We start from the raw sequence: 25,756 nt of genomic DNA, 5'->3' as shown, positions 1-25,756 counted from the left end.
CTACACAAAATAAACGATCGATTGGCTTCTTATAGAAAGAATGGTACAGCTCACATGGTTTTACATGAGAACCGTACGTGAAAATCTTTTTACTAAAAACGATTATTCGCGAGTTGTTTTGTAGCATAGCGTAACAAAACTGGTGCTACTTTTGTTGAATAAGAAAGTTGCAATCGTTCGGTTCGCTTGTGAGCATCTTTTCCGAACGGCCCAACGTTTATTGTTGGAATGTTCAACTGTTGTATGGCTGCCATTGGAATATGATAATTTTGTTGATATAGTGGCATAAATGTGTCGAGGGTTGTTTCCACTTGCGTCTCCCCATGAGAACGTAAGTAGCTAACATCAGATAAACCTGGGAAAAAGGTTTTTAACACGATCGACTCTTGAAAGGATTCAGTACCAATCCTTTGTAAATCATTTGTTAACGTTAGCAACAATTGGTCTTCCTTTTCATTTAATTTTACATGTGGGTAATAGGGCGGCTGTAAAAGCAATAAATAAAAAGGTGCCTGATCCAGGAAATAGCTAGATAAAGATCGAGCAATAGCTAACGTTTGTTCTGTAAAAGTCTCGTTATCTCGAATACTGTCATGTAAAATGGTTTCATACGACTGCTTAAAGCCCGTGCCAAATTTTTTGATTCCTCTTTGATACAGCTCAGCAATTGTATAGACCTTTGGTTGTGGAACAGCCTGAGCTAGTGCATCTGTTCCAAACGCAAGCCTATGCTTTACAAGACGCTTATAGATTGCTTCACTCGCTTGTTCGCATGCTCGCTTCACTTTTTCCATAACAAGCTCTGGACTAGAATGTAGGGTTAAGACATTGTAAAACAAATAGGATTCATTCGGCGTTTGCACATCGTACGTTTCTTTTAAGTCTCGAATGCGTAAACAAGTAGGAGATGGGGAGGATTCTCCATTTAATTGATCAGAAAATGCGTCCGACCATTCCATTTCTACAGCAAGCTGCGCTGCCATAACCGAGGCATTAATTCCCTCCAACGGTTGCCCAACATGAGTTTCTCTCCCTAAGCAATAAATAAACGGGAGTAGCTTTCCTGTTGAACCAGTATAAATATATTTTTTGAAATCATTAGGATAGGCAGAGAAATTCGGTTCGGAGCAAATACATGCAGAAAATTGCCAGCCACTTTCCTGCAATTTTGCAAGTTCCTCTACCGCTGCAAACATGCCAAGTGATAACTTTTCTTCATCTGGTACAGCTACTAAGCAAATATTCTCAGTTGATTCTTCATCACGTGCAATATCCTCCATGATTGAAAGCTGCATTGCCAATCCGGCTTTCATATCCATCGAGCCTCTTCCAAACAAATAATCATTTGAATGCAAATCGACTCTTGCGGCTTCATCTAAATATCCTTCTTGTTCTTCCTTTAATTGCTTTTGTAATGCTTCAGGATGAAATGCTTCTTCTTTGTATAGCCCGAAATCATCCACACCGACTACATCATAGTGGCTAAGTAAAATCGTTGCTTGCTTTGTAGATGGCTTCTTTTCCAGCATAGCGACGATGGCACAACGATTTAAGGGATCATTTTTAAGGGGAAAGCGTTTAATGGATAATGGATACGCTTTAAAATAAGGATTTCGCAGTAAAATGGTGCAAATTAAATCTGCCATTTGATTTTCTTGTGTTGTGCCAGAAATACTAGGTTGTTGTACGAGTTCTTTTGTTAAAGCTAGAACCCGATCAGAAAAAGCGTAAGCGCTAAAATGAGAATAAGACATAAGCGAAACCTCCTGTGACTATGCTAACGTATTATATGAATTTCTCTAAATGCTGTTCCTCTTACAAATACGCTCTTAATTCGACAATTTCCTTTATTTCTTATGGAAATAAAAAAACCGCAAGAACCTAAATGGTTCATTGCAGCCTTTTGTTTTACGATAGCGCCATTTTTTCGGCTTGTTTCGCTAATAGTAACGCACCTTCTATACCTGCGTGCTCATCTAATCCTGGAGCTACAACGTATTCATCAGGGTCACCAATGTCCACATAGCCGTTTAGCTGACGAATTAATTCCTCACGAACAAGAGAATACAATTGCTTCTGTTTCATTACCCCGCCACCTAGAATTACTTTTTTAGGGGATAAAATATAGGTATATGCCGCAATGGCTTGAGCTAGATAATAAGCCTCTAATTGCCATACGCGGTCATCTTCGGATAACTCTACTCCAGCTTTCCCCCAGCGTGCCTGTATAGCAGGTCCTGCTGCCATACCTTCTGCGCATGTCCCATGGTACGGACAGTGACCTTCGAACGTATCGTTTTCGTGTGGCTTGACAGGCACATGACCCATTTCAGGATGGGAGAACCCCTCTAAAATAGTTCCGTTTACTACAGCTCCTGCTCCGATCCCTGTTCCAACTGTAATATACAGACAGCTGTCTAACCCTTTTGCAGCTCCTTTTGTTGCTTCAGCAAGTGCGGCACCATTTACATCAGTTGTTAATGAGATTGGTACTTCAAGGGATTTAAACGCTTCCAATAACGGATAGCCTTTCCAACCTTTTTTTGGAGTACTAGCAAGAGAACCATATGTATGAGATCCTTCCTTAAGATCAAGCGGACCAAAGCTACCAATTCCTAAACTAGTAATGGCATTTTTCTTAAAAAAATCAACAATTTGGGGAATTGTCTCTTCAGGCGACAGCGTTGGCAATGTTCGTTGATCGAGCCATTTCCCGTTTTCATCTGTCACCACGCAGATCATTTTTGTGCCACCTGCTTCCAACCCACCATATCGAGCACTATTCATCTTCTTCTCTCCTCCTAGTGAACTAGCTAGTAAAGATTATAGCATTCTACATCTTTTTTTTCTTTACGTTTTATCTGTTTTTTTGCAAAATGAGAGAAAAAGGAGTCTCCAATGAATCATTCATCTGCAAGACAAGCAGGCTTTTCATTTCCAGGTCTGCCTATTGGACCAATGAACGGTATTACGGACGTAGCTGGTGTACAGGTGGGACATTCCACTCTCATAGAGGGGGAACAAATTCGAACAGGCGTAACTGCCATTATTCCTCATACCGAAAATCTGTTTACGAAAAAGACCATTGCCAGCTCCTTTGTGCTCAATGGCTTCGGAAAAACAACTGGCCTTGTACAAGTAGAAGAACTTGGTGTTATTGAGAGCCCGATCATGCTGACAAACACCTTTTCCGTTCCTGCCGTTACAGAAGGAACACTATCCTATCTACTTGCTCACAATCAAGAGATCGGTACCACAACGAGCACCGTTAATGTTTTAACAGCGGAATGTAACGATGGTTTCCTAAATGATATTCGACAAATGGTCGTTAAACCAAAAGACGCGATTTCTGCGATTAAAGCCGCGAGTGGAGAAGCTGTTGAAGAGGGGGCTGTCGGGGCAGGTACTGGTATGTCCTGTCTCGGGTTTAAAGGAGGAATTGGCACAAGTTCACGTCTTGTTTCTTCGTATACGGTTGGCTGCCTCGTCCTGACGAATTATGGACAAAAGGAAGACTGGATTTATAGTCGCCATCGTACCAAATTAAACATTCAAGATGATCATTGCTCTACACCTATGCCTGATGGATCCATTATTATTGTGCTCGCAACAGACGCTCCATTAGACGCTCGCCAATTAAAACGATTAGCAAAAAGAGCTACTCTTGGACTCGGACGTACGGCTTCTTTTGCCGCTAATGGAAGTGGTGATATTGCTATTGCCTTTTCAACAGTGAATCGGGTGCCTCATTACCCACTTGAACCTTTACAAACCTATACTTTCTTACATGATAGCGACGCATCCATGTCTCTACTGTTTGCAGCTGCCGCCGAATGTGTTGAGGAAGCTATACTTAATTCGTTATGTTCGGCCACAACCACGACAGGTTACAACAAGCATACTCGCTTAAGCATACACGATGCTCTAACAAAATAGTTCCTTCACCATAGCCTTTATCACTGCATACAATAGGCAGGAATGGAGGCGTTAATAGTGGATAAAGAATATGAAAAGAAAGCAACTGCTTACTATCAAGGAATTAATCAACAACTGTTTTCTTTAATTGATCCAAAAGTCGAAACGGTATTGGATATTGGCTGTGCTGAAGGAGCCCTCGGTGCTGCAATAAAAGACTCGTATGGCGCAGACGTACATGGCTTTGAACTGTTTCAACAAGCTGCTACCCAAGCTAAACAAAAACTTGACTCCGTTACGGTAGGGAATATTGAATCGGATCCATTACCATTTGAACAAGAACAATTTGATGCGATTATTTTTGCAGACGTATTAGAACATACATTAGATCCTTGGTCAGTGTTAACAAAAGTAAAACCATACTTAAAAAAAACCGGTGCCATTTATGCAAGCATTCCAAATGTTGGTCACATATCTATTATAGAGGAGTTAATTCAAGGCACTTGGAATTATGTAGATGCAGGTTTACTTGATAAGACACATTTTCGGTTTTTCACGAAATCAGAAATCGAAAAGTTATTTCATACCAGTGGTTATCAAATAGAGATCATTGTGAATAACCAAGTATTGTTCCCCCACCAACAGCTGCTCATGCAAAAAATACTTGAGGCTGGACAATTAGCTGGTCTAAATACAACACACTTCTTTGAAAGAACAACTGCATATCAATATATGCTAAAAGCAAAGCCATCCGTTTAAGGTGGATGGCTTTTGGTTTAACCCTCCCTACTAACGGTTATAGTAAAGTAGATGAACGAATTGGAGGGATTCACTTGCCGCTCACCGATGACCAAAAAAGGAGAATGTTGCCATCGAAGCACCGCCAGCGTGAAATTGAAAAACAATCGGATGAAAATGACCGATTCCACGCGTTATTGGACAAACTAGAAGACGTTACCACGAACGGAAGGCTTAAAGATATGGCTTTTCATTTTACAGATACAAAACAAGTGGTAAAATCAAACTTAATCGCTGGTATTGCTAGAGGTGTAGGATTAACGATTGGCGTAGCACTTTTCGTCTCTATACTTCTTGCTATACTTAATTTGTTTGAACCATTACCGATTATTGGAGAATGGCTCGCCAATTTAGCGAACATCATTGAAGCAAATCGATAAGTCGACAGAGGAGGTTTTTTAGAATGGATTGGTTAGGAATTGGCGTACTAGTTTTTGCGGTTGCGTTTCTTATTGCCGTTATTTGCTTGTTACCAGCTATGCGTAATCTAGCAAAAACACTTGATAAAACCGCTACAACGGTTGCCCAGCTTGAAAAAAGTTTAGACGATATTACAGGTGAAGTAAAAGTAACTCTCCATAATACAAACGAAACGATTATGGATGTAAACGAAAAAGTGTCAAAGCTCAATCCGCTTTTTGATATCATTCATGATTCTGGAGAAGCTGCACACAGAGCTTCAAGCGCATTATCTACATATACGCTTACAAGAGTCAATGCTGCTAAACAAGAAGCTGTAACGGCTCAACCTGATCAAGTTTCTGGAATTATTAAAGGCATTGCCTTTCTCTATTATTTTCGAAAAGCAAAGAAACAGCAAAACAACGTATAAAAAAGACGAGTCTCCTCTTTATGAGGATGACTCGTCTTTTTAATGATACACAGTTAAGAGTTGATCAATTTGTTCTCCCAGTTGATCTTTCTTTACATCGTAAGTCCCACCTAGAACAATGCGATCAAACTTATCATTATTACGTAAAAGCTCTAGTTGGTAAACCGAATGATCCTTCGTTTGAATACTAACCACAACCTTTTGACCGTCTTTACGCGTTACATACAAGAGTAAACCATGATCCATTGGAATATACCCTTGTACGTCCCACGCTCTTAGCCAGTCTTTTTCATTTGCTTGAATGGTTGCTATAATACTTTCTGCAAGCTCTTCCATCTCCTGGCCTCCTTACCTTTTAGTGTATCACGCCTTTGATTTACTAAAAAAGGAGGAAATGGATCGTTTATCAACATGAAGTGGTTCCTCGATACGAATGGTCTTAGAAGAAAGCAAATTCGCGAAGTTTTCTTTTATCGATTTTTGTTGAGCAGGATTTATTTTTGACAGTATAGTGTCTACTTCTTCCATCTTATTTTCATCCCACTTTGTAAAAATTTCTGAATAATTTCCTATCATATGAATTAAGTTTCCGCTTACTAATGCACGGGTGCATTTTCTTCTTCCTTTATCTGTTGTTGATAATAAGCTTGTTGCGTCCATCATGGTATATGCCCCTTGCTTCACTAATTTGTATAATAAATCAGGATGCTTTTGTATGCGGGTGTCTTTCTCTGGGTAGAGCAATACCGGGTAATAACCGGCTACAGCCAATTGGTACAGCTTCTCTGCTGCGTTTTGCAAATCTTCTCCATCAAGGGTAACAAGTACAAATAATGTCTTATTTAGTGGAATGGCTCTTCCTGCTTGTAAGTCCGTAAGAAGATCGTCATCAAGTGGCAAGACTTGTCCTTGTAATAACGTGATGCCATTCAATTTTTCATTATAGGCTTTTACCGTCTTTGTAACCTCGTCTCCCCAAGTAGCAGCATCGTCGCGTTTAAAAAGTGGAATGTAACAGAGCGATTGCATGTGTCGGTCGCGCAGAAAATGGATTTGTTCAAGTAACTTTGAGCGTGATCGAGAAACACCACTAATTTCCGGTAGTCCTTCGTTCCATACATCAAACATATGCACTCCTCCTTTTATTATCACCTATTAGACATTGTTCTTATAAGTTCCTTCTTTCCTCGATTAAGAGAATGAAAAGTAAGCAAGTAGTAGAAGAAAGCAACTAAAGAATAGAAGATGGGTTTTTTTATTCATTGCTAAAACAGCAATAAATTCACGGGTATATGCATTAGGCTGAAAATACCAAGCTGTTGGAGAGCCAATTCCCTCAGCTGGCATAGACAACTGTTTTGCAATTAAACTTGATCGAAACACATGAAAATGATTCGTAACAAACACGACATTTTGATGGTCGGGTATCATTTTTTTTGTGTATAAAAAGTTTTCGTACGTATTACGTGCTCGATCTTCTAAAGTGATCGATTGGGGTGGAATGTTTCTGCGAACCAAATAGGCTTTCATCGCCTCTGCTTCGCTTCTAATCTCATCTTCCCCTCGTCCACCTGTTACAATAATACGTGGAGGAGGTGCCACTTTTTTTTGCATCGTATAGAAATAAATTCCTCTTTCTAATCGACTTGCTAAAATAGGTGAAACCTCGTTTCCCCTTAACAAGCCAGCCCCTAAAATGACAATATAATGTTGATTGTAGTACGGTCGATTAAAGCGATAAAGGATAGAAGAAACGAGAAAAGATAAAAAGAGAAACCCATAAAATCCTATATAGATCGTCATTGTAATGGCAATAGGCTCAATTGTAAGAAACGTTGTTGGGATCAGCAGAAGAAAACTAAACATAGCTACACTCGCTAGAAGGGAAAAGAAATTATTTCGGCTTCGTCCTTCTTTTCGTATGAGCTTCCACGTATTACGTATAACGTAGCCTATGACAAAAAGTAAAAATAACAAAAGCATAAGCCCAAATAGTAAATAAAGTATAAGGATAAGATGATCATATTTGCTCACAGGACCAGTTGTTACAACCGCTAGTCCACTTCCTAAAAACAATAGTAAGCTTAAGGTTAAAAACATTCCATTAAAGATACTACGTTTTTCAATCCGCATACTCAGTAAAAAAACGATCCCACAAACAATTCCAAACAATAAAAACATATTCATGCTGCTTCACCTTCATCCATTTTTACATTCATTCCTTTTTTTTGCTTGTCTCAAACACCTTATTGGACATTCTTCTTGTAAACAAAAAAAGCCGCTTCTAAACGGCTTCTTAAAATGTATTAGTTAACATGCTTCCAGACATCCCATTCTCCTGATTGACTAGGGTCTTCTCCGCGTGTCCACCATTTCGCTTCGTACCACATGCCATTATGCTCGACTTGATCACCTTTCGTATACGTTAAATCTTTGGACCAGCTGCTCGTTTCTGTTTCTCCCTGACAAACTTTTACTTTTTTCCAAACATCCCATTCTCCTGAGAGTTGCGGTTGATCTCCTTGTGTCCACCATTTCGCTTCATAAATCATTCCATTTTTTGATACGCGATCCCCTTTTACGTAAATCGTATTTTCAGACCATTCAGGAACTTCACAAGCTTGTTGTTCATCCCCGTTAAAAACAGTGGTAATAGACTGAACTAAATCACCATCACGGTTATTGCTTGCTTCCCAGAACATGGCCCCGCCTAACCCTTTGTCAACAACATATTGAGCTTTATAAGCGATGGATTCTGGGTCATCATAGGTAATAAAGGTTCCATCTGTTTCATTAAACAAGAAAGGAACTTTAGATGCATCATTCCAATAACGCTTATAGCCATTTTGATTTACATAATTGTCTTTTAAATCTTGATAATCAAACGTAGCATTTGACCATGTCCCAATTTGAGCTGGACCATCGCAGAAAGCATACTCACCATTATTCTCAGAATCACATCCTGTCCATCCATATCCGTAGAAAGGCATCCCCATCAATAACTTTTCTTTCGGAACGCCTGCTTGTAAATGACCTGTAATCGCAGCATCAACGTTTAATGCATCTGCCCATGGGACAGTTGCATCTTCGTCATAAAATAAAGGCGCGTTGTGCCCATTTTGTGCTTGCCAAGTGCCGTTTAAATCGTAAGTCATAATTTGAATCCAATCTAAAATGTTCGCAAGCTTTTCCAGTTCATTGTTTTCTAAATAACTAGGTGAGGCTGAAGACGCAATCGTAAGAAGATACTCTTTACCATCTTCTTCACCGGCTTTATCCAAAGCCTCTCTCGTTGCCTCTAAAAGCTTCGTATGATTTTGCTTATCCTCTGGGCTACGCTCATTTTCAGGCATTCCGCCACTAACTGGATATTCCCAATCTAAATCTAGTCCATCAAATCCATACGCTCTTACAAAATCAACAGCAGATTGAGCGAATGTGTTTCTCGTTTCTTCAGATGCAGCCACTAATGAAAGACGGTTCGACCACGTCCATCCCCCAACAGAAATGACCGTTTTCAAATGAGGATATTCTTCTTTTAATTGATTTAGCTGATTAATATTCCCTTTAATAATGTCTTCTTCATCATCACCTGGATACACTTTACGCACATCTTGTTCTGGATCGCCTAACACAATTGTTCCATTCGGTACGTCAACCGGTCCTACTTCATCTTCACAGACCCATTCTCTAGGATTTGGCCCCGATGGATCTAAATTACCGTGAACCCCTTCCCAACAAACATTAGCAAACGCATACATAATATGAGTCATTTGCTCAGCTGGAAGATCCTTTACTTCATAGCCTCTTTCTTCTGCTACCCAAGATGGGTAATACCCAACAACTTTTAATGCTTCATTTTGTTGTTCTTTTGCCCAAAGTGCTTGATCACTTCCATTGAAAAATAATAACGTTATAACGATTAATAGTAGAGAAGTACGTTTTACTCTCATTATCCATTCCTCCTTTTACTAAACCAATTGCACAATGATTCTCCAAAATCCTCCTTTTTATTTCCAAATAATTAGATTTAACTATGAATCTCTCATCTTAATTTCATGAAATGTGTCTAAATAGCTATTGTTTCTTCGTTTTTCCAAGACTATAGTGTTAGAATAGTCTTTATATCTATTTAGTTCTGCGGCTAAGCGAGGGATGACCTATTCGAAAAATTGATCAAGCATTCCAACTATCCATTCGATACACAGATAAACTAACAAATCGAGTTGACTACATTTATACAAACCAAAAGAAAACGTTTATTTTAAAAAAGAAATCTGATCAAGAGCGAGCACGAATGGAAGCTCAACTTCTTCAAGACTTGCATGGAAAAGAACAACCTGTGCCCGTTCCTTTAAAAACAACCTCCAATGAATTCACCGTTAAAAGTAATGACAGCTTTTATGTCGTTTACTCTTATTTAGACGGTCACTTACTTACAGCGGAAACCCTTTTAGATCAGCCTGCACTCGTAAAACAATCTGGCTACGCACTAGCAAAACTAGACAATGCGTTGCTCGAAGTAAGCGACTATCATACGTTCAGGAAACGTCACGTTTACACATCGTTATACCATAATATTATTCCATTTATGAAGAAAGAAACGATTGCCCTTGATGTTGTTCATCTCTTAACAGAACTTACAGACGAAATGCGTTTGTTAGAACAACTTCCAACTCAGCTTATTCATCGAGATCCCCACTATCGTCACTTTCTTTATCTCAAGGATAAAGTAAGCGGAATTATTGATTTAGAATTAGTGGAAGAGAATATACGAATTTTAGACCCATGTTACTTCGCCACCAGTCTGTTAAGTGATCTCTATTCAAGTCCTGCAGATGTGGATCGTTGGTTTCCAGCTATAAAAGAGTTTTTCCGTGCCTACCATCAGGAAAACCCATTCACAATCCAAGAACGCAAGGCTCTCTGGCTAACGCTTTTAAGTATTGAAGCCGTTCTGATCGCGTTCTTTAGTCATGATGAAGAGCGTATGGAGAAGAATCGTTCCATGTTTCTATGGCTCTATGAAAACAAACAACTTTTTGATGAACTTATCCACCTTCGCTAATAAACATCTCCCTTAACAAAAGAAACCGTAGGCTATTCCTACGGTTTCAGCATTTATGTGTGTGCGAGAAAATCTTCAATAGCTGCTATTGCTTCTTTCTCATCAGGTCCTTCAGCCGTTAACTGAACCTCATCTCCTAGCTTTAACACAATGCTCATTAAGCCAAGAATACTCTTAACATTAATAATAGAATTCCCTTTTTTCAAATGAACATCAGCTTTAAAATGACTTGCTCTTTCTACTAGTGCCGCAGCATTAGAAGCATGCAACCCTTGGGGTAACCCTACTTTTATTGTCTTCTCCATAAAGCCTACCTCCTCTTTATTTGCCCTTCCATATATATGCGAAAAACTTCTTCATATGAAAGTTTCTTTTCAGTCATGGTAAGAATCTTTTCCACATACGTATAGAATAACTAGGACAAGAAGGAAGGTGGCAATATGGAAGACACACAATGCCTTTCCCATATTCAACGTATTAGCCCTTTAGTCAAAAAGATTGAAGACACTCTAGCGCAACAAAACCATTTGGAAGCAAAACAAAAACAACTTGAACGCGGTCCATTACGCCATTTGTATCACGTTAAAGACTTAAACAGTCTGTTTGCCGTTTGCATCTTAGTGTACCTATTTGTCTTCCATACCGTTTTTTCAGCCGCGATCATCACTCTTTATCAACTCTTTTCAACTATTGATGTATTGTTCATCTCTTTTATCAGTATGTTTATTCTTTTCGTGTGCATGCCTATTTTCGTATATTTCCTTCTTATTTGGAGTATGAATCAACTGTTTAAGCGGTGGCTTCACTATGATCATAAAGTACACGAAGTATCGCTAGCATTAAAAGAAGCAAGAGAAGTAGAACAGGAGCTGAAGCAAACGCTAAGCAACCAAACCACTATTCCCATGTACTATTTAAAGACGTATGCGCTAGCAAAATTCGAAACTTATTTTCTTCGTCAACGGGCAGACTCTATGAAAGAAGCGATCAATTTATTTGAATTGGAACAACAGCATGTACTTCAGCAATATCGGTTTTACCAATACAATGGAGAACGCCGTTTTACGAAAATGTATGAAAAAGCAGCAGAGTTTGAGAAACAAGTTAGCTCTAGCTCCTAAATGACTTGCTACTTATCGATCCGTGATCGGTAAGTCTTTTTTGTATAAACAAACATTACCCCCTCCTTTACAAGAGAGAGTAACCACTAAGCTTGTTTTCTTATATCATCCCATTTCTTATGAACATGGGTTTTTGTTTGACTATTCCCACATACTTTACATGACTTAATTGAACGTACATATAAGATCCAAAACATAGCAATCAAGATCCCTACAATACCACCCATTGTATCAACTAGCACATCCTCAACCATTGGCGATCGGCCCGGGGTAAAAGACTGTCTGTACTCATCTATACTTGCGTACAAAACAACAAAAAGAAACGTTAATGCACTAGCGTAACGTAGACGCGTAAAATAACCAAGCAATCGTGTACCGATCAAACCAATAAATAAAAACGAAAAGAAATGAGCTGCTTTTCGAAGAAAAAACTCTACAAATGATTCTACTGACAAAGACTCTAAACTAATCACTCGCTCACCGTATGGAAACGAAATGTGAGCAATCCTCGTTTGTTCAATCCAATGAATTGGTAGTTGACTTAACATACCACGTATATCTTGATTTCCATATGGCGTCGAACTTGAAAAAGCAATAATAGACACAGCAATTAATAGAAAAAGGCTATAAATCGTAACTTTTATGGGACGTGACAAAGACTCACCTCATTTTTTGTTCCGTCCATTATACGCTTTTTTGGCACTGAAACGTTTATAAATGTAAATTTTCTCACAAACTCTTATCTTTTTCACAATCAAGAAATGCATGCACAGCCTCGCGCCAGTGTCGCATTGGTGGGAATTCATTTAACTGCAAATTTTTATGAGCGAATACAGAGTATGCAGGACGGGAAGCTACAGTAGGAAATTCCATTGTTGTGCAAGGTTTTACTAATTGAGGAACTCCCTGCTTCATAAAAATCTCTTGGGCAAACTCGTACCATGAACAGTTACCGCTATTAGACACATGGTAAATGCCATATCGTTTGGTTCCGATTAGGACGAGAAGCATTTCAGCAAGATCCGTTGCATAAGTTGGTGAACCTATCTGATCATCCACAACTTTGCAAGGAGACTCTTTTTCGGCCAAAGCCATCATGGTCTTCACGAAGTTTTTTCCATAATGACCAAAAACCCATGATGTCCGCACAATGAAGAACCTTGAATGAAAGTGTTGAACAGCTTGTTCACCGGCAAGCTTGGATCGCCCGTATACTCCGAGAGGCGCAGGAGGGGTCCATTCGTCTATTGGCTCATTTGCGCTACCGTCAAAAACATAGTCTGTGCTTACATACACAAAAACCGCGCCCAGTTGCTCTGCTACAACACAGAGATTCCGAGTTCCAGCTGCGTTTACTCGATACGCTTCTATCTCATTCTCTTCCGCTTGGTCCACTTGTGTGTATGCAGCACAATGGATGATGACATCAGGTTGAATGGTGTTCAGCACGCTTTCAACCTTTCCAACATCTGTAATATCAAGCTCTTCCCTTGTCAATCCAATAGAAGGTATCTGTTGTGATGCTGCTAAGGCTAAAATAGCTGATCCTAGTTGCCCTCCCGCTCCTGTTACAAGAATCTTCATAGCGTATGCCTCCGATACGCACCTGATAACACATCCTGCCACCACTTTTTGTTTTGAATATACCAATCAATTGTCTCCGCTAACCCTTCATCAAAAGAGTACATTGCTTTCCAGCCAAGGTCTCTTTCAATTTTTGAAGCATCAATGGCATAGCGAAAATCGTGACCGAGTCGATCATCTACATGATGAATAAGGGCTTCTGATACACCTAAAGTCTGAACGATCCGTTGGACAATCTCCATATTCGTTCGTTCGTTTCGCCCACCAATATTGTATACTTCACCAGGTTTGCCATCACGTAATACTTTATTGATACCTCGACAATGATCGTCTACATGAAGCCAATCTCTTACTTGATGACCATCTCCATAAATAGGAAGCGGCTTATTTAGTAAGGCATTCGTCACCATAAGTGGAATTAATTTTTCAGGAAAATGGAAAGGTCCATAATTATTTGAGCACCGTGTAATGTTTACATTCATTCCAAATGTCTCATAATAAGAGCGCGCGAATAAATCTGCGCCTGCCTTACTTGCTGAATAAGGACTATTCGGTTGCAATGGGGTATCTTCTGTAAACAGCCCGGTCTCTCCTAAACTACCATACACTTCATCGGTGGATACTTGTACAAACTTCTTCACATCAGCGCGTTTGGCTGCATGTAAAAGTAATTGCGTGCCGTACACATTCGTATGTACAAATGCACCTGGATCGGCAATACTACGATCAACGTGAGACTCTGCAGCAAAGTGTACAACAGCATCTATGTCATAAACTGAAAATACGTTTTCTACTTGTTGACTATCGCATATGTCGCCTTGTATAAATTGAATAGCGTTACGCACTCGTTTTAAATTAGCGAGATTACCAGCATACGTTAGCTTGTCATATACAATCAGATTGTCTTCTGGATAATCTTTAGCGAGTAACCGTACGAATGCACTACCAATAAAGCCTGCTCCTCCTGTAATAAGTAGATTCATGATCATTCCCCTTTAAAAATTATTTTCTGCTTTGTGAAGCAACGGATGCGCACGGTCTTTTTTAGACAAGATCGGTTGACTACAAGGCCACTCAATTGCAAGTTCTGGATCATTCCAGCGTATGCCACGATCATTCTGTGGGGAGTATAATTGATCGACCTTATAAGCAACGATTGTATCATCAACTAGCGTGCAAAAACCGTGGGCAAATCCCTTTGGCACGAGGAGCTGTCTCTGATTGTGCTCACTTAAAACGACCCCTACCCACTGTTTGTACGTTGGTGATTCTTGTCGAATATCAACGGCTACATCAAAGATCGCTCCTGTAACACATCGAACGACTTTTTGTTGTGAATTAGGGTTTAACTGATAATGGAGACCTCTCAGCGTCCCAGCTTGTTTCGATAATGATTGATTATCCTGTAGGAACGCTTCTTTAATGCCTGCCTTTTTAAACACATTTTCGTTATACGTTTCTACGAAATACCCTCTATCGTCTGCATACACATTTGGTTCTAGTAAATAGACACCTTCTAGTTTTGTTTGATGTATTTCCATTGTTCACCCTCCTTTTGCTATCCGCAACAAATACTGGCCATATTCATTTTTCTTTAACGGTTGTGCAAGTGTAAGTAAATCTTCTTTTGATATATACTTCATTCGAAAAGCAATCTCCTCAATGCATGCAATCTTTAAACTTTGACGTTTTTCCACAGTATGAATAAATTGCGAAGCTTCGAGCAGCGATTCATGGGTGCCAGTATCTAACCACGCTGTTCCTCTTCCTAATTTCTCTACATGTAATTGCCCCTGATTTAAATACATGACATTTACATCTGTAATTTCCAATTCGCCTCGAGCTGATGGCTTGATTGCTTTTGCATACTCAACAACACGATGATCGAAGACATAAAGCCCTGTTACTGCATAATTTGATTTCGGGTGAGCAGGTTTTTCTTCAATGGAAATGGCTTCACCTTCCTCATTAAAATCAACAACACCGAAGCGCTCTGGATCGCTTACGTAATAGCCGAATACGGTTGCTCCCTTGTTTTGTTGCATTGCCCTCTTTAGCCGATCTGGTAAACCATGCCCGTAAAACAAATTATCCCCTAATACAAGGGTGACATTGGATGTCCCTATGAACCTCTCACCAATAATAAACGCTTGCGCTAATCCTCCAGGTTCTGGTTGAATTTCATACTGAATTGAAATGCCGAGCTGAGCACCATCCCCTAACACTTGCTTGTAGCGACCAGTATCTGCCGGTGTGGAAATAACTAGAAATTCTCGAATGCCTGCGAGCATAAGTAACGACAAGGTGTAATAAATCATTGGTTTATCATAGATTGGAAGTAACTGTTTGGACGTAGCTTTCGTTATAGGGTAAAGCCTTGTTCCACTTCCTCCTGCCAGTATAATTCCTTTCAGATTAACCACCGCCCTTAGAAAAAATCCATATAGAGGAATCTATGCAAGCAAAACAAAAAAACTGCATCATTTATGCAGATTTTTTCGTTTTCACTTGGATTTGACGTCAGCCTTTCTTTAGGACGATAACGAAATAATAGAAAATAAGTGCCACTAAATACACAAGCAATCCAATTAAAAGGAAGTCAAGTCCAGCTATCGGTTGATCAAATGCAACAAATGAAAAATCGATCAATACACATAAAAATAACATCACTATGATGACATTCGTTTGAGCGACCATATTTCGTGTTAACTGTATAAGGATCGTACTGTTCTCCTCTGTTACTTTAATTGGAAAATTAAAGAGTGAAGGAACAAAACGTACTGCAAACAGCATAAGTGAAAGACCTGTTGTGAGAACTGGCAGTAAGAAGAATAATCCTTTGTTGCCATATGTATAAGCCTGTGAAGTAAACGAAGCTGAATGAATGGGTACCTCCGTCGGCAACTTAGGATAGATAATGATAAACAGAACCCAAAGAACTATTAATAATAAAGCGGCTATCGTCGTCATCCCTTTTTCAAGTCTCGTTGCCCGAACATTTGATACCTCTCTTTTAATCATATACAACTCCCCCCTACCTAATGTACGCCTCCGTTTGCTCAACGTTTCATTTTTATAAAATAAAAACGCCTTAGCTTTCGCCAAAGCGTTTTTATTCGTTATTCATTTTCTAAATACTGTAAATCTACAAGACCATCAATGTCCGTACTAGCCATTTGCCCTGCTTCTTCACTAATAGCAGCCATTTCTTGAAGCACCTGTTCATTTACGTCCACAGTTGGGAATAAGCGTTCAAGAGAAAGACGTATTTCGTCGTAGTCTAATTCGTTCCCAGTTTCTCTTTGAATATGGTCTACGAAGATTTGTGCCGCTTCATCAGGATTGTTAGCGACAAACTCTACCGCATCTGTATGTGCACGTAAGTAGGCACGTGCTAAATCTTCATTAATCTCTAAAAACTCATGACTTGCGGTTACCACCGTATTAGTGGAATCCTCTCCCCAAGCAAATTCGTCTGCATCAACTAGAAAAGCAGCGTCTAAATTATCTGCAAGAAAGCTCCCCCAAGGCTCTTGAGTGGCAGCAGCATCTGCGTCACCTTGTGAAAATAAAATCGATGTATCTGCCGGTGCTTGCGGAACAAAATTAATATCGTCTGCGTCAATACCTGCATCTGCTAATTCTTTTCGTAACATGATATCTTGAGTGGAGCCAATGGTCGGGATGGCAACATTTCTTCCTGCTAAATCTGCAACAGACTCTACCCCTGAATCAGCACGAGCCATAATAACGGCTCCACCGTTCACAGCTCCTGCAATAATGGAATGGCTTGGATTTCTTGTGTACGTATTCATTGCTGGTACTGGTCCCACTGTACCGATGTCAATTTCATTTGCCGACATTGCCTCCATAAATTGCGCTCCGTCTGGTACAGTCATTGTTGTAAAACGAGCATCTTCACCAAATTCTTCTTCAAAATAGCCATTTTCTAACGCAACAATGGTAGAAATATGTGTCAAGTTAGGAAAATAAGCAATGCGTACTTCCCCTTCCGTCGCACTATTACCGCAAGCTGTAAGTGTAATGCCAGCTCCTAAAGCAAGTAAAGATCCTTGTATTACTTTTTTCATAGCATGTCTCTCCTTTTAATGTAAACCTGGTTTTAGTCCCCATTTCTTCTGTACCGATCTCTCTACACGTAAAAAAACAAGGTTATCAACAATAGTTCCAATAATACCAATAACAATCATCACAGAAAGCACTAAATCCATTTGACCAAGCGAACGGCCAACTGTTAATAAATAGCCAAGACCACCAGCAGCTACAAATAGTTCGCCGGCCATAATAGCACGCCACGCAAATGCCCATGCTGTCCGTACACCTGAAATGAGATGAGGGACTGAAGCGGGTAAAATGACCGTTCGCAATAAATGACTTCCTCTTGATCCGAGGGTTTTGGCAACGTTCATATAGAGAGTCGGAACATTTTTAAAGCCCGTGCTCGAACTAACTGTGACCGTCCATGTAGCCCCTATTGTAACGATAAATAGTAAAGAGGCGTTTCCGTATCCAAACCAAATAATAGCAAGTGGGAGCCAGACAATACTTGGTATTGATTGAAGTGCCGTTACTAAAAAGCCAAGGGTATCATCAACGAGCTTATATCGAGCAATTAAGTATCCTAATGTAAGACCGACAATAATGGCAATGGTAAACCCGAGTAACAATCGTCCTAATGTAATTCCTGTGGCTGTTAAAATCTGTCCAGAAATGAGTCCACTTACAAATGTATTTATAACCGTTGTACCACCGGGATCTAACGGAAATAGTAAAGGTGGAAATGAGCCTGGTGGGAAGTTACCTACCCTAGATGTTATCTCCCATATAGCCACGATCATCGCGATGAATACGATCCGTCTTATAGCTGTAGTCATCTCCAAACTCCTCCTTTAACACTTTCTCCATTTCTTCTTCAAGTTCAGCTAATATTCTTCGTTCTAAATCAACTAAATTGCTGTCAGCAGGATCTCTTGGGAGTGCAGCTTGAACAGGGAACTCTCGTTTTATTTTTCCTGGACGCGTCCCCATAAGAACAATTCGATTGGAAAGCATCACCGCTTCCCGAATATTATGAGTAATGAATAGAATGGTTTTACCTGTATTTGCCCAAATTTCTAGCAATTCTTTATGCAAGACCATTCGTGTTTGTTCATCTAACGCAGCAAACGGTTCATCCATTAATAAAATATCTGGATCCATAACGAGTGCCCGAGCAATCGCCACCCGCTGCTTCATTCCCCCAGAAAGCTCATGTGGAAACGATTTAGTGAAATTCCCTAAATGCACCGTTTTCAATCCCTCGATCGCCTTTTCTTCACTTTCTGCTTTTGATATCCCTTTCAGTCGTAAACCGTACGTCACATTGTCAAGGACGTTCATCCATGGAAAAAGGCCAGCTTCTTGAAAGACAACCACTCTGTCATTGCCTGGTTTTTTCACCTGTTTCCCACCTGCAATGACTTCTCCAGTAGAGGGTGTATCAAGTCCGGCAATTAGATTAAGGATCGTTGATTTTCCACAACCAGAAGGACCTAATAATGAAATAAAATCTCCTTCATTAATGGTTAGATTAATATCGCTTAATACATGTAGCGATTGTTTTTTATTTTTTTCGAAAGATTTCTCTACATGTTTTAATTGAATTTGCATCTTTCCACCCCCAAATACCAATAATACCTACTAATATAATAAGAATTATAGTTTTTTTAAGTGTAAGGGAAGTCAAGAAAATCGTCAATTAGAATCGTCTACATCGAACAAAATCGTGTTTTTCGTACCACATAATGGGATCTCTTATAGTTGCTTGTCACAGCTATGGATATATGGTAAGATTCGAAACTTATGACTGAATTTAGGAGGAACAATTGAGAAATTTAAAACTAGACTGGCCTGTTTTTGCGATATCTGGTGGTTTCTTACTTGTATTTGTTATTGCTTCACTCGCAAATGCAGACTTCGTCGGTAATCTAATTAATACAGCATTTGCCTGGTCATCGTTAAACTTTGGTGCGTTTTGGCAAGTACTGATGATTCTTACATTTCTAATCGCCGTCTTTATGAGCTTGACCGAACTAGGGAAGGTACGATTAGGCGACTCTTCCAAGCCAACGTTTTCTTTCTTTAAATGGTTTTCAATGATCATGATTACCCTTCTCGCTGGCGGTGGGGTATTTTGGGCAGCAGCCGAACCTATGTATCATTATTTAGATACGCCACCTATGTATAGTGAGACCGGTAGTACAGCTACAGCCATTCAGGCTGGCTTATCGACTGGCTTCTTGCATTGGGGCTTTCTTGCTTGGAGTATTTTAGGTACTCTTGGCGTTGTTGTTCTCATGTATGCAAAAAAGAAAGGACAGCCCCTTAAACCACGAGCGTTGTTATATCCAATCTTTGGAGAAAAGATTATGCACAAAAGTGTCTTAGGCACACTAATTGATGTCTTTTCAATTTTAGCCGCTTGTGCAGGTACAATCGGGCCAATTGGATTTCTAGGATTACAAGCTGGATATGGATTAAATATGCTTTTTGGCTTCCCAGATACGTTCGCTATTCATTTTGCAATGATTTTCTTTTTGGTGGGGATTGCAGCAGTATCAGCAGCAACTGGAATCCACAAAGGAATTCAGTGGTTAAGTCGCTTTAACGTCATGATTACAGTGATTCTTGCTATTGCCATTTTAATTCTGGGGCCAGCCCGTTTTATTATTGATTCATTTGTATCGAGCTATGGCTCTTACGTGCAAAACTTCTTACCAATGAGCTTGTATAGAGGAGATGAAGGATGGCTTTCAGGCTGGACTCTATTCTTCTGGGGGTGGTTTATTGGATATGGGCCGATTATGGCAATCTTCATTTCTAGAATATCCGACGGAAGAACCATACGTGAGCTATTCTTAACGGTTGCATTTTTAGCACCTGTTGTGACAAACTTCTGGTTTACTGTCGTTGGAGGTACAGGAATTTTTTACGAAATCAATGAACCTGGATCTGTTAGTAATCCATTAAATGAAGGTGGGCTTCCTGCTTCCATCTTTGCCATTGTTAATCAGCTACCACTAGGTGCTATGTTTGCATTTTTATTCATTTTTGTCACATGCATATTTGTAGCAACAACGGCAGATTCAATTTCTTATTCCATTTCAATTATTCTAACTGGGAAGGAAACACCAGATCGATTTATCCGTATTTTTTGGGCAATCATTTTCGGAGCCGTTGCTGTAGCACTTCTTTATATTGGTGAAGGTAGCATTGACTCGCTTCAGTCTTTCATCGTTCTTACAGCTGTTCCGGTCTCTCTGTTTATGCTGCCAACACTCTGGCTAGCACCCATAACGGCAAAACGATTATTAAACATGCAACAGAAAAAAGAAGCGAAATGAGGCACCCTCATTCGCTTCTTTTTTCCTTTTCTTTTATGAATTGATTTAAGGAATCAAGCCCGTTCGCAATATGAAAAAGAATACCTGCACATAACCCTATTAAAGCACCGAGGGATCCAGCTGCTATAAACCCTAAGACAATCCCGACTAACATGCCGATGATAAGCGAGCCATTCATGTTTATATCCCCCTATCACTTCATTTTTTACGCATGGCTAGCGATGATGTCTAGCTCTCCATTTATCTCAAACGTTGTTGCATTTACTGGTAAAAGCAAGTGGTCTCCCTTTTTTAATGGATAAGACTTATCTCGCACCATTAATTCTCCAGATCCTTTAATTACAGATAATAAGAGGTAATCGGCTGCAATAGACGCATTCCAATGAGATGTAATTTGACCGTGGTACACTGTAAAATAGGCTGATGCAATCAGTTCTGTGATTGTGCAACCCTTATCTTTTCTTACTGTTTTTGTTTGTGTTTGTGCTTTTTTATCTGGGATTCGCGTTACTTGCTTCGCTTTCTCAAGATGCAATGGACGCTTATTTCCTTTTTCATCTGTACGATCAAAATCGTATACACGATAGGTTGTATCTGAACTTTGCTGCGTTTCTAAAATAAGGGTCCCTGCTCCAATCGCATGAATTGTCCCGCTAGGAACGTGAAAAAAGTCTCCAGATTGAATTGGAATCCGATTAAATAATTCATTCCATTCTCCGGCTTCAATTTTTTCATTAAATTCCGCTTTTGATTGTGCTGTATGACCAATAATAAGTTCCGCATTTTCTTCTGCTTCAATGACATACCAACACTCGGTTTTTCCATATGCTTCATTTTCTTCAAGCTCCGCCGCTTGGGCATCGTTCGGATGAACCTGAACAGACAAATCCGCCGAGGCATCTAACAGTTTAACCAATAGTGGAAAACTTCCTTTTGTGTTACCTCCAAAAAGCTCCTCATGATTTTCCCATAGCTCAAGCAATGACTTTCCCTTAAAGTGCCCATTACGAACTGTACTTAATCCATTTGGATGCGCGGATATTCCCCAACACTCTCCTGTATGTAAACTAGGTAAATCATACCCGAATTGGGCTAACTTTTGTCCTCCCCAAATTCTCTCTTGCAGAACGGGTGAAAAAAATAATGGTTCTGTTGTCAACTCACTCACTCCTTCTACCATTTCTCTCTTTAAGACTACCATATTCTTTGTCTTTGCCATACTTGTTTCCTCATCATCTGTAGAGAGCTTTCTCCTTCGCTTTAAAACGGAAAAATCCACAGTTACTCAACCTCGATGTCGTTCGGATACATCTGCTTAACATGATCAAAGCTCGGTTTAAGTGAAAGCTTGAATTCATTTTATTCTTCTTCAATCATTAAAAAAAGAGCTATGCTCGAAGGTTCTCACCCTTATCACACAGCCCTAATTAGGGTCACTACTCCTTATCCTTGTTCCCGCATACGTAACTCTACTCTTCTTGTTTTTCCTGATATTGTTTTTGGCAGTTCTTTAATATATTCAATTTGACGAGGGTATTTGTATGGCGCTGTTTCTTGCTTCACAAACTCTTGCAATGTACTGGTGAGTTCGTCTAATGAAGCCGGTTCTTTATTAAGCACAACATATGCTTTCACGATACTCCCTCTTATTTCATCAGGACTTGCGACAACTGCGCATTCTTTTACTGCAGGATGTTTTGTTAACGCATCTTCCACCTCAAACGGACCAATTGTGTACCCAGAAGAGATAATAATATCGTCCCCTCTTCCTTCAAACCAAAAATAGCCGTCCTTATCTCTTCTTGCTTGATCACCTGTTACATAATAATCTTCTAAAAAAGATGCTTTCGTCCTTTCTTCATCTTTATCATATCGTTTAAACAGCGCTGGTGAATCTTTATGAACGGCAATCATGCCTATTTCTTCTACTTCTGTTTCTCGTCCATCTTCATTAATAATAGTAACGCCATTCCCTACTGTAGGCTTCCCCATTGATCCAGGTCTCGCTTCCATACCAATCATTGTGCCGATTAACAGCGTGTTTTCCGTTTGTCCATAACCGTCTCGAACGGTAATATCAAACAACTCTTTAAAGGTAGTGATTACAGCTCGGTTAAGTGGTTCCCCTGCTGAAACAGCTTCACGAATGGAAGACAAACGATACGAAGGTAACGTCTCTTCTTTTGCTAACATTCGATACTCGGTCGGTGTAGCACAAAAAACAGAAACGTTATGCTCCTCGATAAGAGATAAATACGTTTTGGCATCAAATGATCCGTCATAGATAAAGGCTGTTGCTCCTTTTCCAATAACGGATAAAAACGGACTCCATACCCACTTTTGCCATCCAGGTGCAGCCGTTGCCCATACAACATCATGTGACTTCACTCCAAGCCATTCAGTTGCAGCCGTTCGAAGGTGGGCATAAGCCCAGCTATGTGTATGTACAACTGCTTTTGGATTTCCCGTTGTACCAGACGTATAGGGTAGAAAAGCAAGATCATCTTTGTGCGTGCTACACTCAAAGGAAACGCTTTCATTTTTTGCTAACGAACGTAAATCTTCCCAACCACTTTTTTGATTGCCAACGACTAGCTTAACCTTCAATGTCGGAGTAGGATCCATTTTGTCAACTTCCTCTGTTAAGCCAGTATAAGCAATAACAGCAGCGGCTTCTGCATGTTGGACTCGATAGGTTAAATCCTTTGCACGGAGCATACCAGAGCAAGGAATGATAACCAATCCAGCTTTTATACAGGCTAAATAAGTGGCGTACGCCTCTGGAACACGCGGAAATAACAATAGAACCCGGTCTCCTTTACATAATCCAAGAGACGCGAACGTATTCGCATATTGGTTCATGGATTCAATTAATCTCTTGTATGTCCATTCAACCTGCTTGCCATTCTGACCTCGCCATAGTATTGCTTTCTGATTCATGTTCGCATTCTTCTCCACTTCAACGGCTACATTGTACTGTTCAGGAATAACTAATGTGTCCTGTACCACTCTTATCACCCCTCTTTGTATTCATTATATAAATAATTCAGTTTTTTTTAAAGAATAAAACACTCTTCATGTTTACAAAGAAAAAAACAGGTCGGTTTAAACCCGACCTGCTCTACTCGTTAGACGAGAGCTTGATTTTTCTCATTAAAGTAAATCGCTTTCCCAGTTTTAGCTGACTCGTAAATCGCTTCTAGAATTTCGCTTACAACAAGCGCTTGCTCCGCTTTCACAACTGGCTCTGTGTCATTTCGAATCGCATCTATCCACAGTCTAGCTTCTTTGTCTGCTTGCGTTTCACTGCCACCATCGTAGTACGCAACACCTCCAGCTTGTAGGTCCGGCTTTGTTACATACAAGCGGCTCAATTTCTCACCATTTATTCGCAGACCATCGCGCATATCTGCACCTGCTTTAGTACCGCAAAGGGTCGTTTTCGCTTCATCCACATCTAACGTATTTAACGCCCAGCTTGCTTCTAATGTGACCGTTGCTCCATTTTCCATTGTAATAAAAGCAAAGGCAGAATCTTCAACAGTAAATTCTTTAGGGTCCCAAGGTCCAAACGCATTTGCAGCATTTTCTGTATCTGATAATTTATAGTACACGTTTCCAACAACACTTTTAACTTTGTAGTTATTCAGTGTCCAAAGCGTTAGATCAAGTGCATGTGTACCAATATCAATTAACGGGCCCCCGCCTTGTTCTTCTTCATTTAAAAACACGCCCCAAGTGGGAACTGCCCGACGACGGATCGCATGAGCCTTGGCAAAATAAATATCCCCAAATTCGCCTTCTTCTGCTAGCTGCTTTAAGTACTGTGAATCTGGACGATAGCGGTTGTCGTAACCAATTGTTAATTTCTTACCTGTACGTTTTGCCGTTTCAACCATTTCCCTTGCTTCAGCAGCTGTTTTAGCCATAGGCTTTTCACAAAGAACATGTTTCCCTGATTCAAGAGCAGCGATGGAAATAGGTGCATGAGATTTATTCGGTGTACATACATGAATAACTTCTATTGATGTATCTTTTAATAATTCTTGGTAATCCGTGTAAACATCTGCGCCTTCAACACCATAATCAGCAGCCGCTTTCTCTGCTTTTTCTTTCACAATATCGCAAAAGGCAACAAGTTCAACTCCTTTTTGCTTAACCAGGCTTGGCATTTGTTTCCCATTCGCAATACCACCACAACCAATTATTCCAATTCGAATTGTGCGGTTTTCCATTCATCATCACCTCTATGCTTTAAGTAGTTGTTGCAAAAATGTAGCACTTTCTTTTATTGAGACAAACTCATCCTTATCAAATTCCTCTTGCTCCACTGTATACCAGTCAACTTGGTATGCTTTTGCCGTTTGGTGAATAGCATGAAAATCCATTATGCCTGATCCAACCTCTACATTTTTCAAGTCTTCGGCATTATTCATATCTTTCATATGAAGTAACTTCACACGTTCTTTATATTTGCGAATCCAATCAACAGATTTTAACCCTGTTGCTTCTAGCCAGAAGGTATCCAATTCCATAAATACAGCTTTTGGATCTGAATAGCGAAAGAGCAAATCTAACCCGTATTCGCCTTCGAATTTCTTCAATTCAATATCATGATTATGATAGCCAAATGCGATGCCTGCCTCTGATGTTTTCTCACCTATTTTAGTAAATAACTCTGCCGTTCGTTTATAAGCATCGGCGCTATCTCGGTACGAATCAGGTAAACCTGGACAAATGATGTAAGGGCTTTCAATTTTGTGTGAGTACTCAATTACATGGTTTAGATTTGATTCAAGCTGTTCAATTGATATATGACTGCCTGCTGCTTGTAAACCGATACCTTTTAACGTATTAAAGAGATCTTTGCTTGTTTTCTCATAATACCCTGCAAATTCAACGCCATCATAGCCTGCTTCCGCAACCTTCTCTAACGCACCAAAAAAATCCTCTGCACATCGTTCTTTTATAGAATAAAGTTGCAGCCCAATTTTTGGCATCAATCCACCTCCAATGTACTGAATCTAATATTAGA

Annotated in this window: 28 protein-coding genes; 7 read left to right on the top strand and 21 right to left on the bottom strand. The window is 39.8% G+C overall.

Annotated features, from left to right (window positions below; genetic code table 11):
- Window positions 1-92 precede the first annotated feature (92 nt).
- Window positions 93-1,754 carry a M20/M25/M40 family metallo-hydrolase gene (locus E2L03_RS10730; protein WP_134259159.1) on the bottom strand — a complete coding sequence of 554 codons (1,662 nt, stop codon included), beginning with the start codon at window positions 1,752-1,754 and terminating at the stop codon, window positions 93-95.
- Window positions 1,755-1,908: 154 nt separating this feature from the next.
- Window positions 1,909-2,787: an ROK family protein gene (locus E2L03_RS10725; RefSeq protein ID WP_038477763.1), complete on the bottom strand. Its 879-nt coding sequence runs from the start codon at window positions 2,785-2,787 to the stop codon at window positions 1,909-1,911.
- 111 nt (window positions 2,788-2,898) lie between these two features.
- On the opposite strand from E2L03_RS10725, the gene E2L03_RS10720 reads away from it, so the two are divergent.
- From E2L03_RS10720 to E2L03_RS10705, 4 genes are read left to right on the top strand one after another with little or no spacing between them, the layout of a single operon-like run.
- Window positions 2,899-3,936: a DmpA family aminopeptidase gene (locus tag E2L03_RS10720; RefSeq protein ID WP_134259158.1), complete on the top strand. Its 1,038-nt coding sequence runs from the start codon at window positions 2,899-2,901 to the stop codon at window positions 3,934-3,936.
- Between the two features lie 57 nt (window positions 3,937-3,993).
- Window positions 3,994-4,674, top strand: a complete 681-nt coding sequence (locus E2L03_RS10715) for a class I SAM-dependent methyltransferase (RefSeq protein WP_166740274.1) — start codon at window positions 3,994-3,996, stop codon at window positions 4,672-4,674.
- A gap of 5 nt (window positions 4,675-4,679) precedes the next feature.
- The gene (locus E2L03_RS10710; protein ID WP_241741809.1) at window positions 4,680-5,093 is read left to right on the top strand and encodes a DUF5665 domain-containing protein; all 414 of its coding nucleotides are present in this window, start codon (window positions 4,680-4,682) and stop codon (window positions 5,091-5,093) included.
- 23 nt (window positions 5,094-5,116) lie between these two features.
- On the top strand, window positions 5,117-5,545 hold the full coding sequence (locus tag E2L03_RS10705) for a DUF948 domain-containing protein (RefSeq protein ID WP_035398432.1): 429 nt from the start codon (window positions 5,117-5,119) through the stop codon (window positions 5,543-5,545).
- A 39-nt stretch (window positions 5,546-5,584) separates the two neighbouring features.
- Here E2L03_RS10705 and E2L03_RS10700 read toward each other — a convergent pair whose 3' ends face one another.
- The 4 genes from E2L03_RS10700 to E2L03_RS10685 form a co-directional block, all read right to left on the bottom strand.
- The gene (locus E2L03_RS10700) at window positions 5,585-5,881 is read right to left on the bottom strand and encodes a hypothetical protein (RefSeq protein ID WP_055735706.1); all 297 of its coding nucleotides are present in this window, start codon (window positions 5,879-5,881) and stop codon (window positions 5,585-5,587) included.
- Between the two features lie 27 nt (window positions 5,882-5,908).
- Window positions 5,909-6,673 (bottom strand): CpsB/CapC family capsule biosynthesis tyrosine phosphatase, encoded by a 765-nt coding sequence (locus E2L03_RS10695; protein WP_038477751.1) that lies wholly within the window; start codon window positions 6,671-6,673, stop codon window positions 5,909-5,911.
- A gap of 63 nt (window positions 6,674-6,736) precedes the next feature.
- A complete protein-coding gene (locus E2L03_RS10690) occupies window positions 6,737-7,732 on the bottom strand; it encodes a YdcF family protein (protein WP_095149786.1) in 996 nt (331 codons plus the stop codon).
- 119 nt (window positions 7,733-7,851) lie between these two features.
- Window positions 7,852-9,498, bottom strand: coding sequence for a glycosyl hydrolase family 18 protein (locus E2L03_RS10685; RefSeq protein WP_134259156.1), 1,647 nt, complete (start codon window positions 9,496-9,498; stop codon window positions 7,852-7,854).
- Window positions 9,499-9,707: 209 nt separating this feature from the next.
- Between E2L03_RS10685 and E2L03_RS10680 the strand changes: the two genes are divergently transcribed.
- On the top strand, window positions 9,708-10,613 hold the full coding sequence (locus tag E2L03_RS10680; RefSeq protein ID WP_124741565.1) for a phosphotransferase enzyme family protein: 906 nt from the start codon (window positions 9,708-9,710) through the stop codon (window positions 10,611-10,613).
- A gap of 53 nt (window positions 10,614-10,666) precedes the next feature.
- Here E2L03_RS10680 and E2L03_RS10675 read toward each other — a convergent pair whose 3' ends face one another.
- Window positions 10,667-10,918, bottom strand: coding sequence for an HPr family phosphocarrier protein (locus tag E2L03_RS10675; protein WP_038477740.1), 252 nt, complete (start codon window positions 10,916-10,918; stop codon window positions 10,667-10,669).
- A 135-nt stretch (window positions 10,919-11,053) separates the two neighbouring features.
- Here E2L03_RS10675 and E2L03_RS10670 point away from each other — a divergent pair, with 135 nt between their 5' ends.
- Window positions 11,054-11,734, top strand: a complete 681-nt coding sequence (locus E2L03_RS10670) for a 6TM ABC transporter family protein (protein ID WP_134259155.1) — start codon at window positions 11,054-11,056, stop codon at window positions 11,732-11,734.
- 86 nt (window positions 11,735-11,820) lie between these two features.
- On the opposite strand, the gene E2L03_RS10665 is transcribed toward E2L03_RS10670, so the two are convergent.
- From E2L03_RS10665 to E2L03_RS10625, 9 genes are all read right to left on the bottom strand, one after another.
- Window positions 11,821-12,390: a VanZ family protein gene (locus E2L03_RS10665; RefSeq protein ID WP_051667366.1), complete on the bottom strand. Its 570-nt coding sequence runs from the start codon at window positions 12,388-12,390 to the stop codon at window positions 11,821-11,823.
- Between the two features lie 73 nt (window positions 12,391-12,463).
- Entirely contained in the window at window positions 12,464-13,318 is an 855-nt protein-coding gene (gene rfbD / locus E2L03_RS10660) for a dTDP-4-dehydrorhamnose reductase (RefSeq protein ID WP_038477734.1), read from the bottom strand.
- Window positions 13,315-14,301 carry a dTDP-glucose 4,6-dehydratase gene (gene rfbB, locus E2L03_RS10655; RefSeq protein ID WP_134259154.1) on the bottom strand — a complete coding sequence of 329 codons (987 nt, stop codon included), beginning with the start codon at window positions 14,299-14,301 and terminating at the stop codon, window positions 13,315-13,317. Before rfbB ends, rfbD begins: the two co-directional genes overlap by 4 nt.
- A 12-nt stretch (window positions 14,302-14,313) precedes the next feature.
- Complete coding sequence (rfbC, locus tag E2L03_RS10650) at window positions 14,314-14,859, bottom strand: dTDP-4-dehydrorhamnose 3,5-epimerase (RefSeq protein WP_038477729.1); 546 nt, start codon at window positions 14,857-14,859, stop codon at window positions 14,314-14,316.
- 3 nt (window positions 14,860-14,862) lie between these two features.
- Window positions 14,863-15,732 carry a glucose-1-phosphate thymidylyltransferase RfbA gene (rfbA, locus tag E2L03_RS10645; protein ID WP_038485333.1) on the bottom strand — a complete coding sequence of 290 codons (870 nt, stop codon included), beginning with the start codon at window positions 15,730-15,732 and terminating at the stop codon, window positions 14,863-14,865.
- Between the two features lie 106 nt (window positions 15,733-15,838).
- Window positions 15,839-16,339, bottom strand: a complete 501-nt coding sequence (locus E2L03_RS10640) for a DUF1648 domain-containing protein (RefSeq protein WP_134259153.1) — start codon at window positions 16,337-16,339, stop codon at window positions 15,839-15,841.
- A gap of 98 nt (window positions 16,340-16,437) precedes the next feature.
- A complete protein-coding gene (locus E2L03_RS10635; RefSeq protein ID WP_134259152.1) occupies window positions 16,438-17,409 on the bottom strand; it encodes an ABC transporter substrate-binding protein in 972 nt (323 codons plus the stop codon).
- Between the two features lie 15 nt (window positions 17,410-17,424).
- Window positions 17,425-18,213 carry an ABC transporter permease gene (locus E2L03_RS10630; protein ID WP_055735695.1) on the bottom strand — a complete coding sequence of 263 codons (789 nt, stop codon included), beginning with the start codon at window positions 18,211-18,213 and terminating at the stop codon, window positions 17,425-17,427.
- Entirely contained in the window at window positions 18,146-18,988 is an 843-nt protein-coding gene (locus E2L03_RS10625) for an ABC transporter ATP-binding protein (RefSeq protein WP_038477717.1), read from the bottom strand. The genes E2L03_RS10630 and E2L03_RS10625 overlap by 68 nt, the downstream gene beginning before the upstream one ends.
- Window positions 18,989-19,203: 215 nt before the next feature.
- On the opposite strand from E2L03_RS10625, the gene E2L03_RS10620 reads away from it, so the two are divergent.
- Window positions 19,204-20,721 (top strand): BCCT family transporter, encoded by a 1,518-nt coding sequence (locus E2L03_RS10620; RefSeq protein ID WP_134259151.1) that lies wholly within the window; start codon window positions 19,204-19,206, stop codon window positions 20,719-20,721.
- 7 nt (window positions 20,722-20,728) lie between these two features.
- On the opposite strand, the gene E2L03_RS20410 is transcribed toward E2L03_RS10620, so the two are convergent.
- From E2L03_RS20410 to E2L03_RS10600, 5 genes are all read right to left on the bottom strand, one after another.
- Window positions 20,729-20,899: a hypothetical protein gene (locus tag E2L03_RS20410; protein ID WP_158318492.1), complete on the bottom strand. Its 171-nt coding sequence runs from the start codon at window positions 20,897-20,899 to the stop codon at window positions 20,729-20,731.
- A gap of 27 nt (window positions 20,900-20,926) precedes the next feature.
- Entirely contained in the window at window positions 20,927-21,901 is a 975-nt protein-coding gene (manA, locus tag E2L03_RS10615; RefSeq protein ID WP_055735722.1) for a mannose-6-phosphate isomerase, class I, read from the bottom strand.
- 263 nt (window positions 21,902-22,164) lie between these two features.
- Entirely contained in the window at window positions 22,165-23,730 is a 1,566-nt protein-coding gene (locus tag E2L03_RS10610) for an acetate--CoA ligase (RefSeq protein ID WP_243839521.1), read from the bottom strand.
- A 119-nt stretch (window positions 23,731-23,849) separates the two neighbouring features.
- The gene (locus tag E2L03_RS10605) at window positions 23,850-24,956 is read right to left on the bottom strand and encodes a Gfo/Idh/MocA family protein (RefSeq protein WP_055735691.1); all 1,107 of its coding nucleotides are present in this window, start codon (window positions 24,954-24,956) and stop codon (window positions 23,850-23,852) included.
- A 12-nt stretch (window positions 24,957-24,968) separates the two neighbouring features.
- A complete protein-coding gene (locus tag E2L03_RS10600) occupies window positions 24,969-25,721 on the bottom strand; it encodes a sugar phosphate isomerase/epimerase family protein (protein ID WP_134259150.1) in 753 nt (250 codons plus the stop codon).
- Between the last annotated feature and the right edge of the window lie 35 nt (window positions 25,722-25,756).

This window comes from Shouchella oshimensis (genome assembly GCF_004375095.1).
Classification (GTDB): Bacteria; Bacillota; Bacilli; order Bacillales; family Bacillaceae_D; genus Shouchella; species Shouchella oshimensis.
The sequence above is the reverse complement of the archived record's forward strand: the minus strand, read 5'-3'. Positions and strand labels throughout refer to the sequence as shown.

Coding starts and splice junctions, on each gene's coding strand:
- E2L03_RS10700 (WP_055735706.1), bottom strand. CDS start 5,881: ATGGAAGAGCTTGCAGAAAGTATTATAGCAACCATTCAAGCAAATGAA.
- E2L03_RS10605 (WP_055735691.1), bottom strand. CDS start 24,956: ATGGAAAACCGCACAATTCGAATTGGAATAATTGGTTGTGGTGGTATT.
- E2L03_RS20410 (WP_158318492.1), bottom strand. CDS start 20,899: ATGAATGGCTCGCTTATCATCGGCATGTTAGTCGGGATTGTCTTAGGG.
- E2L03_RS10690 (WP_095149786.1), bottom strand. CDS start 7,732: ATGAATATGTTTTTATTGTTTGGAATTGTTTGTGGGATCGTTTTTTTA.
- E2L03_RS10705 (WP_035398432.1), top strand. CDS start 5,117: ATGGATTGGTTAGGAATTGGCGTACTAGTTTTTGCGGTTGCGTTTCTT.
- rfbC (WP_038477729.1), bottom strand. CDS start 14,859: ATGGAAATACATCAAACAAAACTAGAAGGTGTCTATTTACTAGAACCA.
- E2L03_RS10630 (WP_055735695.1), bottom strand. CDS start 18,213: ATGACTACAGCTATAAGACGGATCGTATTCATCGCGATGATCGTGGCT.
- E2L03_RS10675 (WP_038477740.1), bottom strand. CDS start 10,918: ATGGAGAAGACAATAAAAGTAGGGTTACCCCAAGGGTTGCATGCTTCT.
- manA (WP_055735722.1), bottom strand. CDS start 21,901: ATGGTAGAAGGAGTGAGTGAGTTGACAACAGAACCATTATTTTTTTCA.
- E2L03_RS10720 (WP_134259158.1), top strand. CDS start 2,899: ATGAATCATTCATCTGCAAGACAAGCAGGCTTTTCATTTCCAGGTCTG.
- E2L03_RS10730 (WP_134259159.1), bottom strand. CDS start 1,754: ATGTCTTATTCTCATTTTAGCGCTTACGCTTTTTCTGATCGGGTTCTA.
- E2L03_RS10635 (WP_134259152.1), bottom strand. CDS start 17,409: ATGAAAAAAGTAATACAAGGATCTTTACTTGCTTTAGGAGCTGGCATT.
- E2L03_RS10625 (WP_038477717.1), bottom strand. CDS start 18,988: ATGCAAATTCAATTAAAACATGTAGAGAAATCTTTCGAAAAAAATAAA.
- rfbB (WP_134259154.1), bottom strand. CDS start 14,301: ATGAATCTACTTATTACAGGAGGAGCAGGCTTTATTGGTAGTGCATTC.
- E2L03_RS10725 (WP_038477763.1), bottom strand. CDS start 2,787: ATGAATAGTGCTCGATATGGTGGGTTGGAAGCAGGTGGCACAAAAATG.
- E2L03_RS10670 (WP_134259155.1), top strand. CDS start 11,054: ATGGAAGACACACAATGCCTTTCCCATATTCAACGTATTAGCCCTTTA.
- rfbD (WP_038477734.1), bottom strand. CDS start 13,318: ATGAAGATTCTTGTAACAGGAGCGGGAGGGCAACTAGGATCAGCTATT.
- E2L03_RS10685 (WP_134259156.1), bottom strand. CDS start 9,498: ATGAGAGTAAAACGTACTTCTCTACTATTAATCGTTATAACGTTATTA.
- E2L03_RS10695 (WP_038477751.1), bottom strand. CDS start 6,673: ATGTTTGATGTATGGAACGAAGGACTACCGGAAATTAGTGGTGTTTCT.
- E2L03_RS10600 (WP_134259150.1), bottom strand. CDS start 25,721: ATGCCAAAAATTGGGCTGCAACTTTATTCTATAAAAGAACGATGTGCA.
- E2L03_RS10710 (WP_241741809.1), top strand. CDS start 4,680: ATGGCTTTTGGTTTAACCCTCCCTACTAACGGTTATAGTAAAGTAGAT.
- E2L03_RS10640 (WP_134259153.1), bottom strand. CDS start 16,339: ATGATTAAAAGAGAGGTATCAAATGTTCGGGCAACGAGACTTGAAAAA.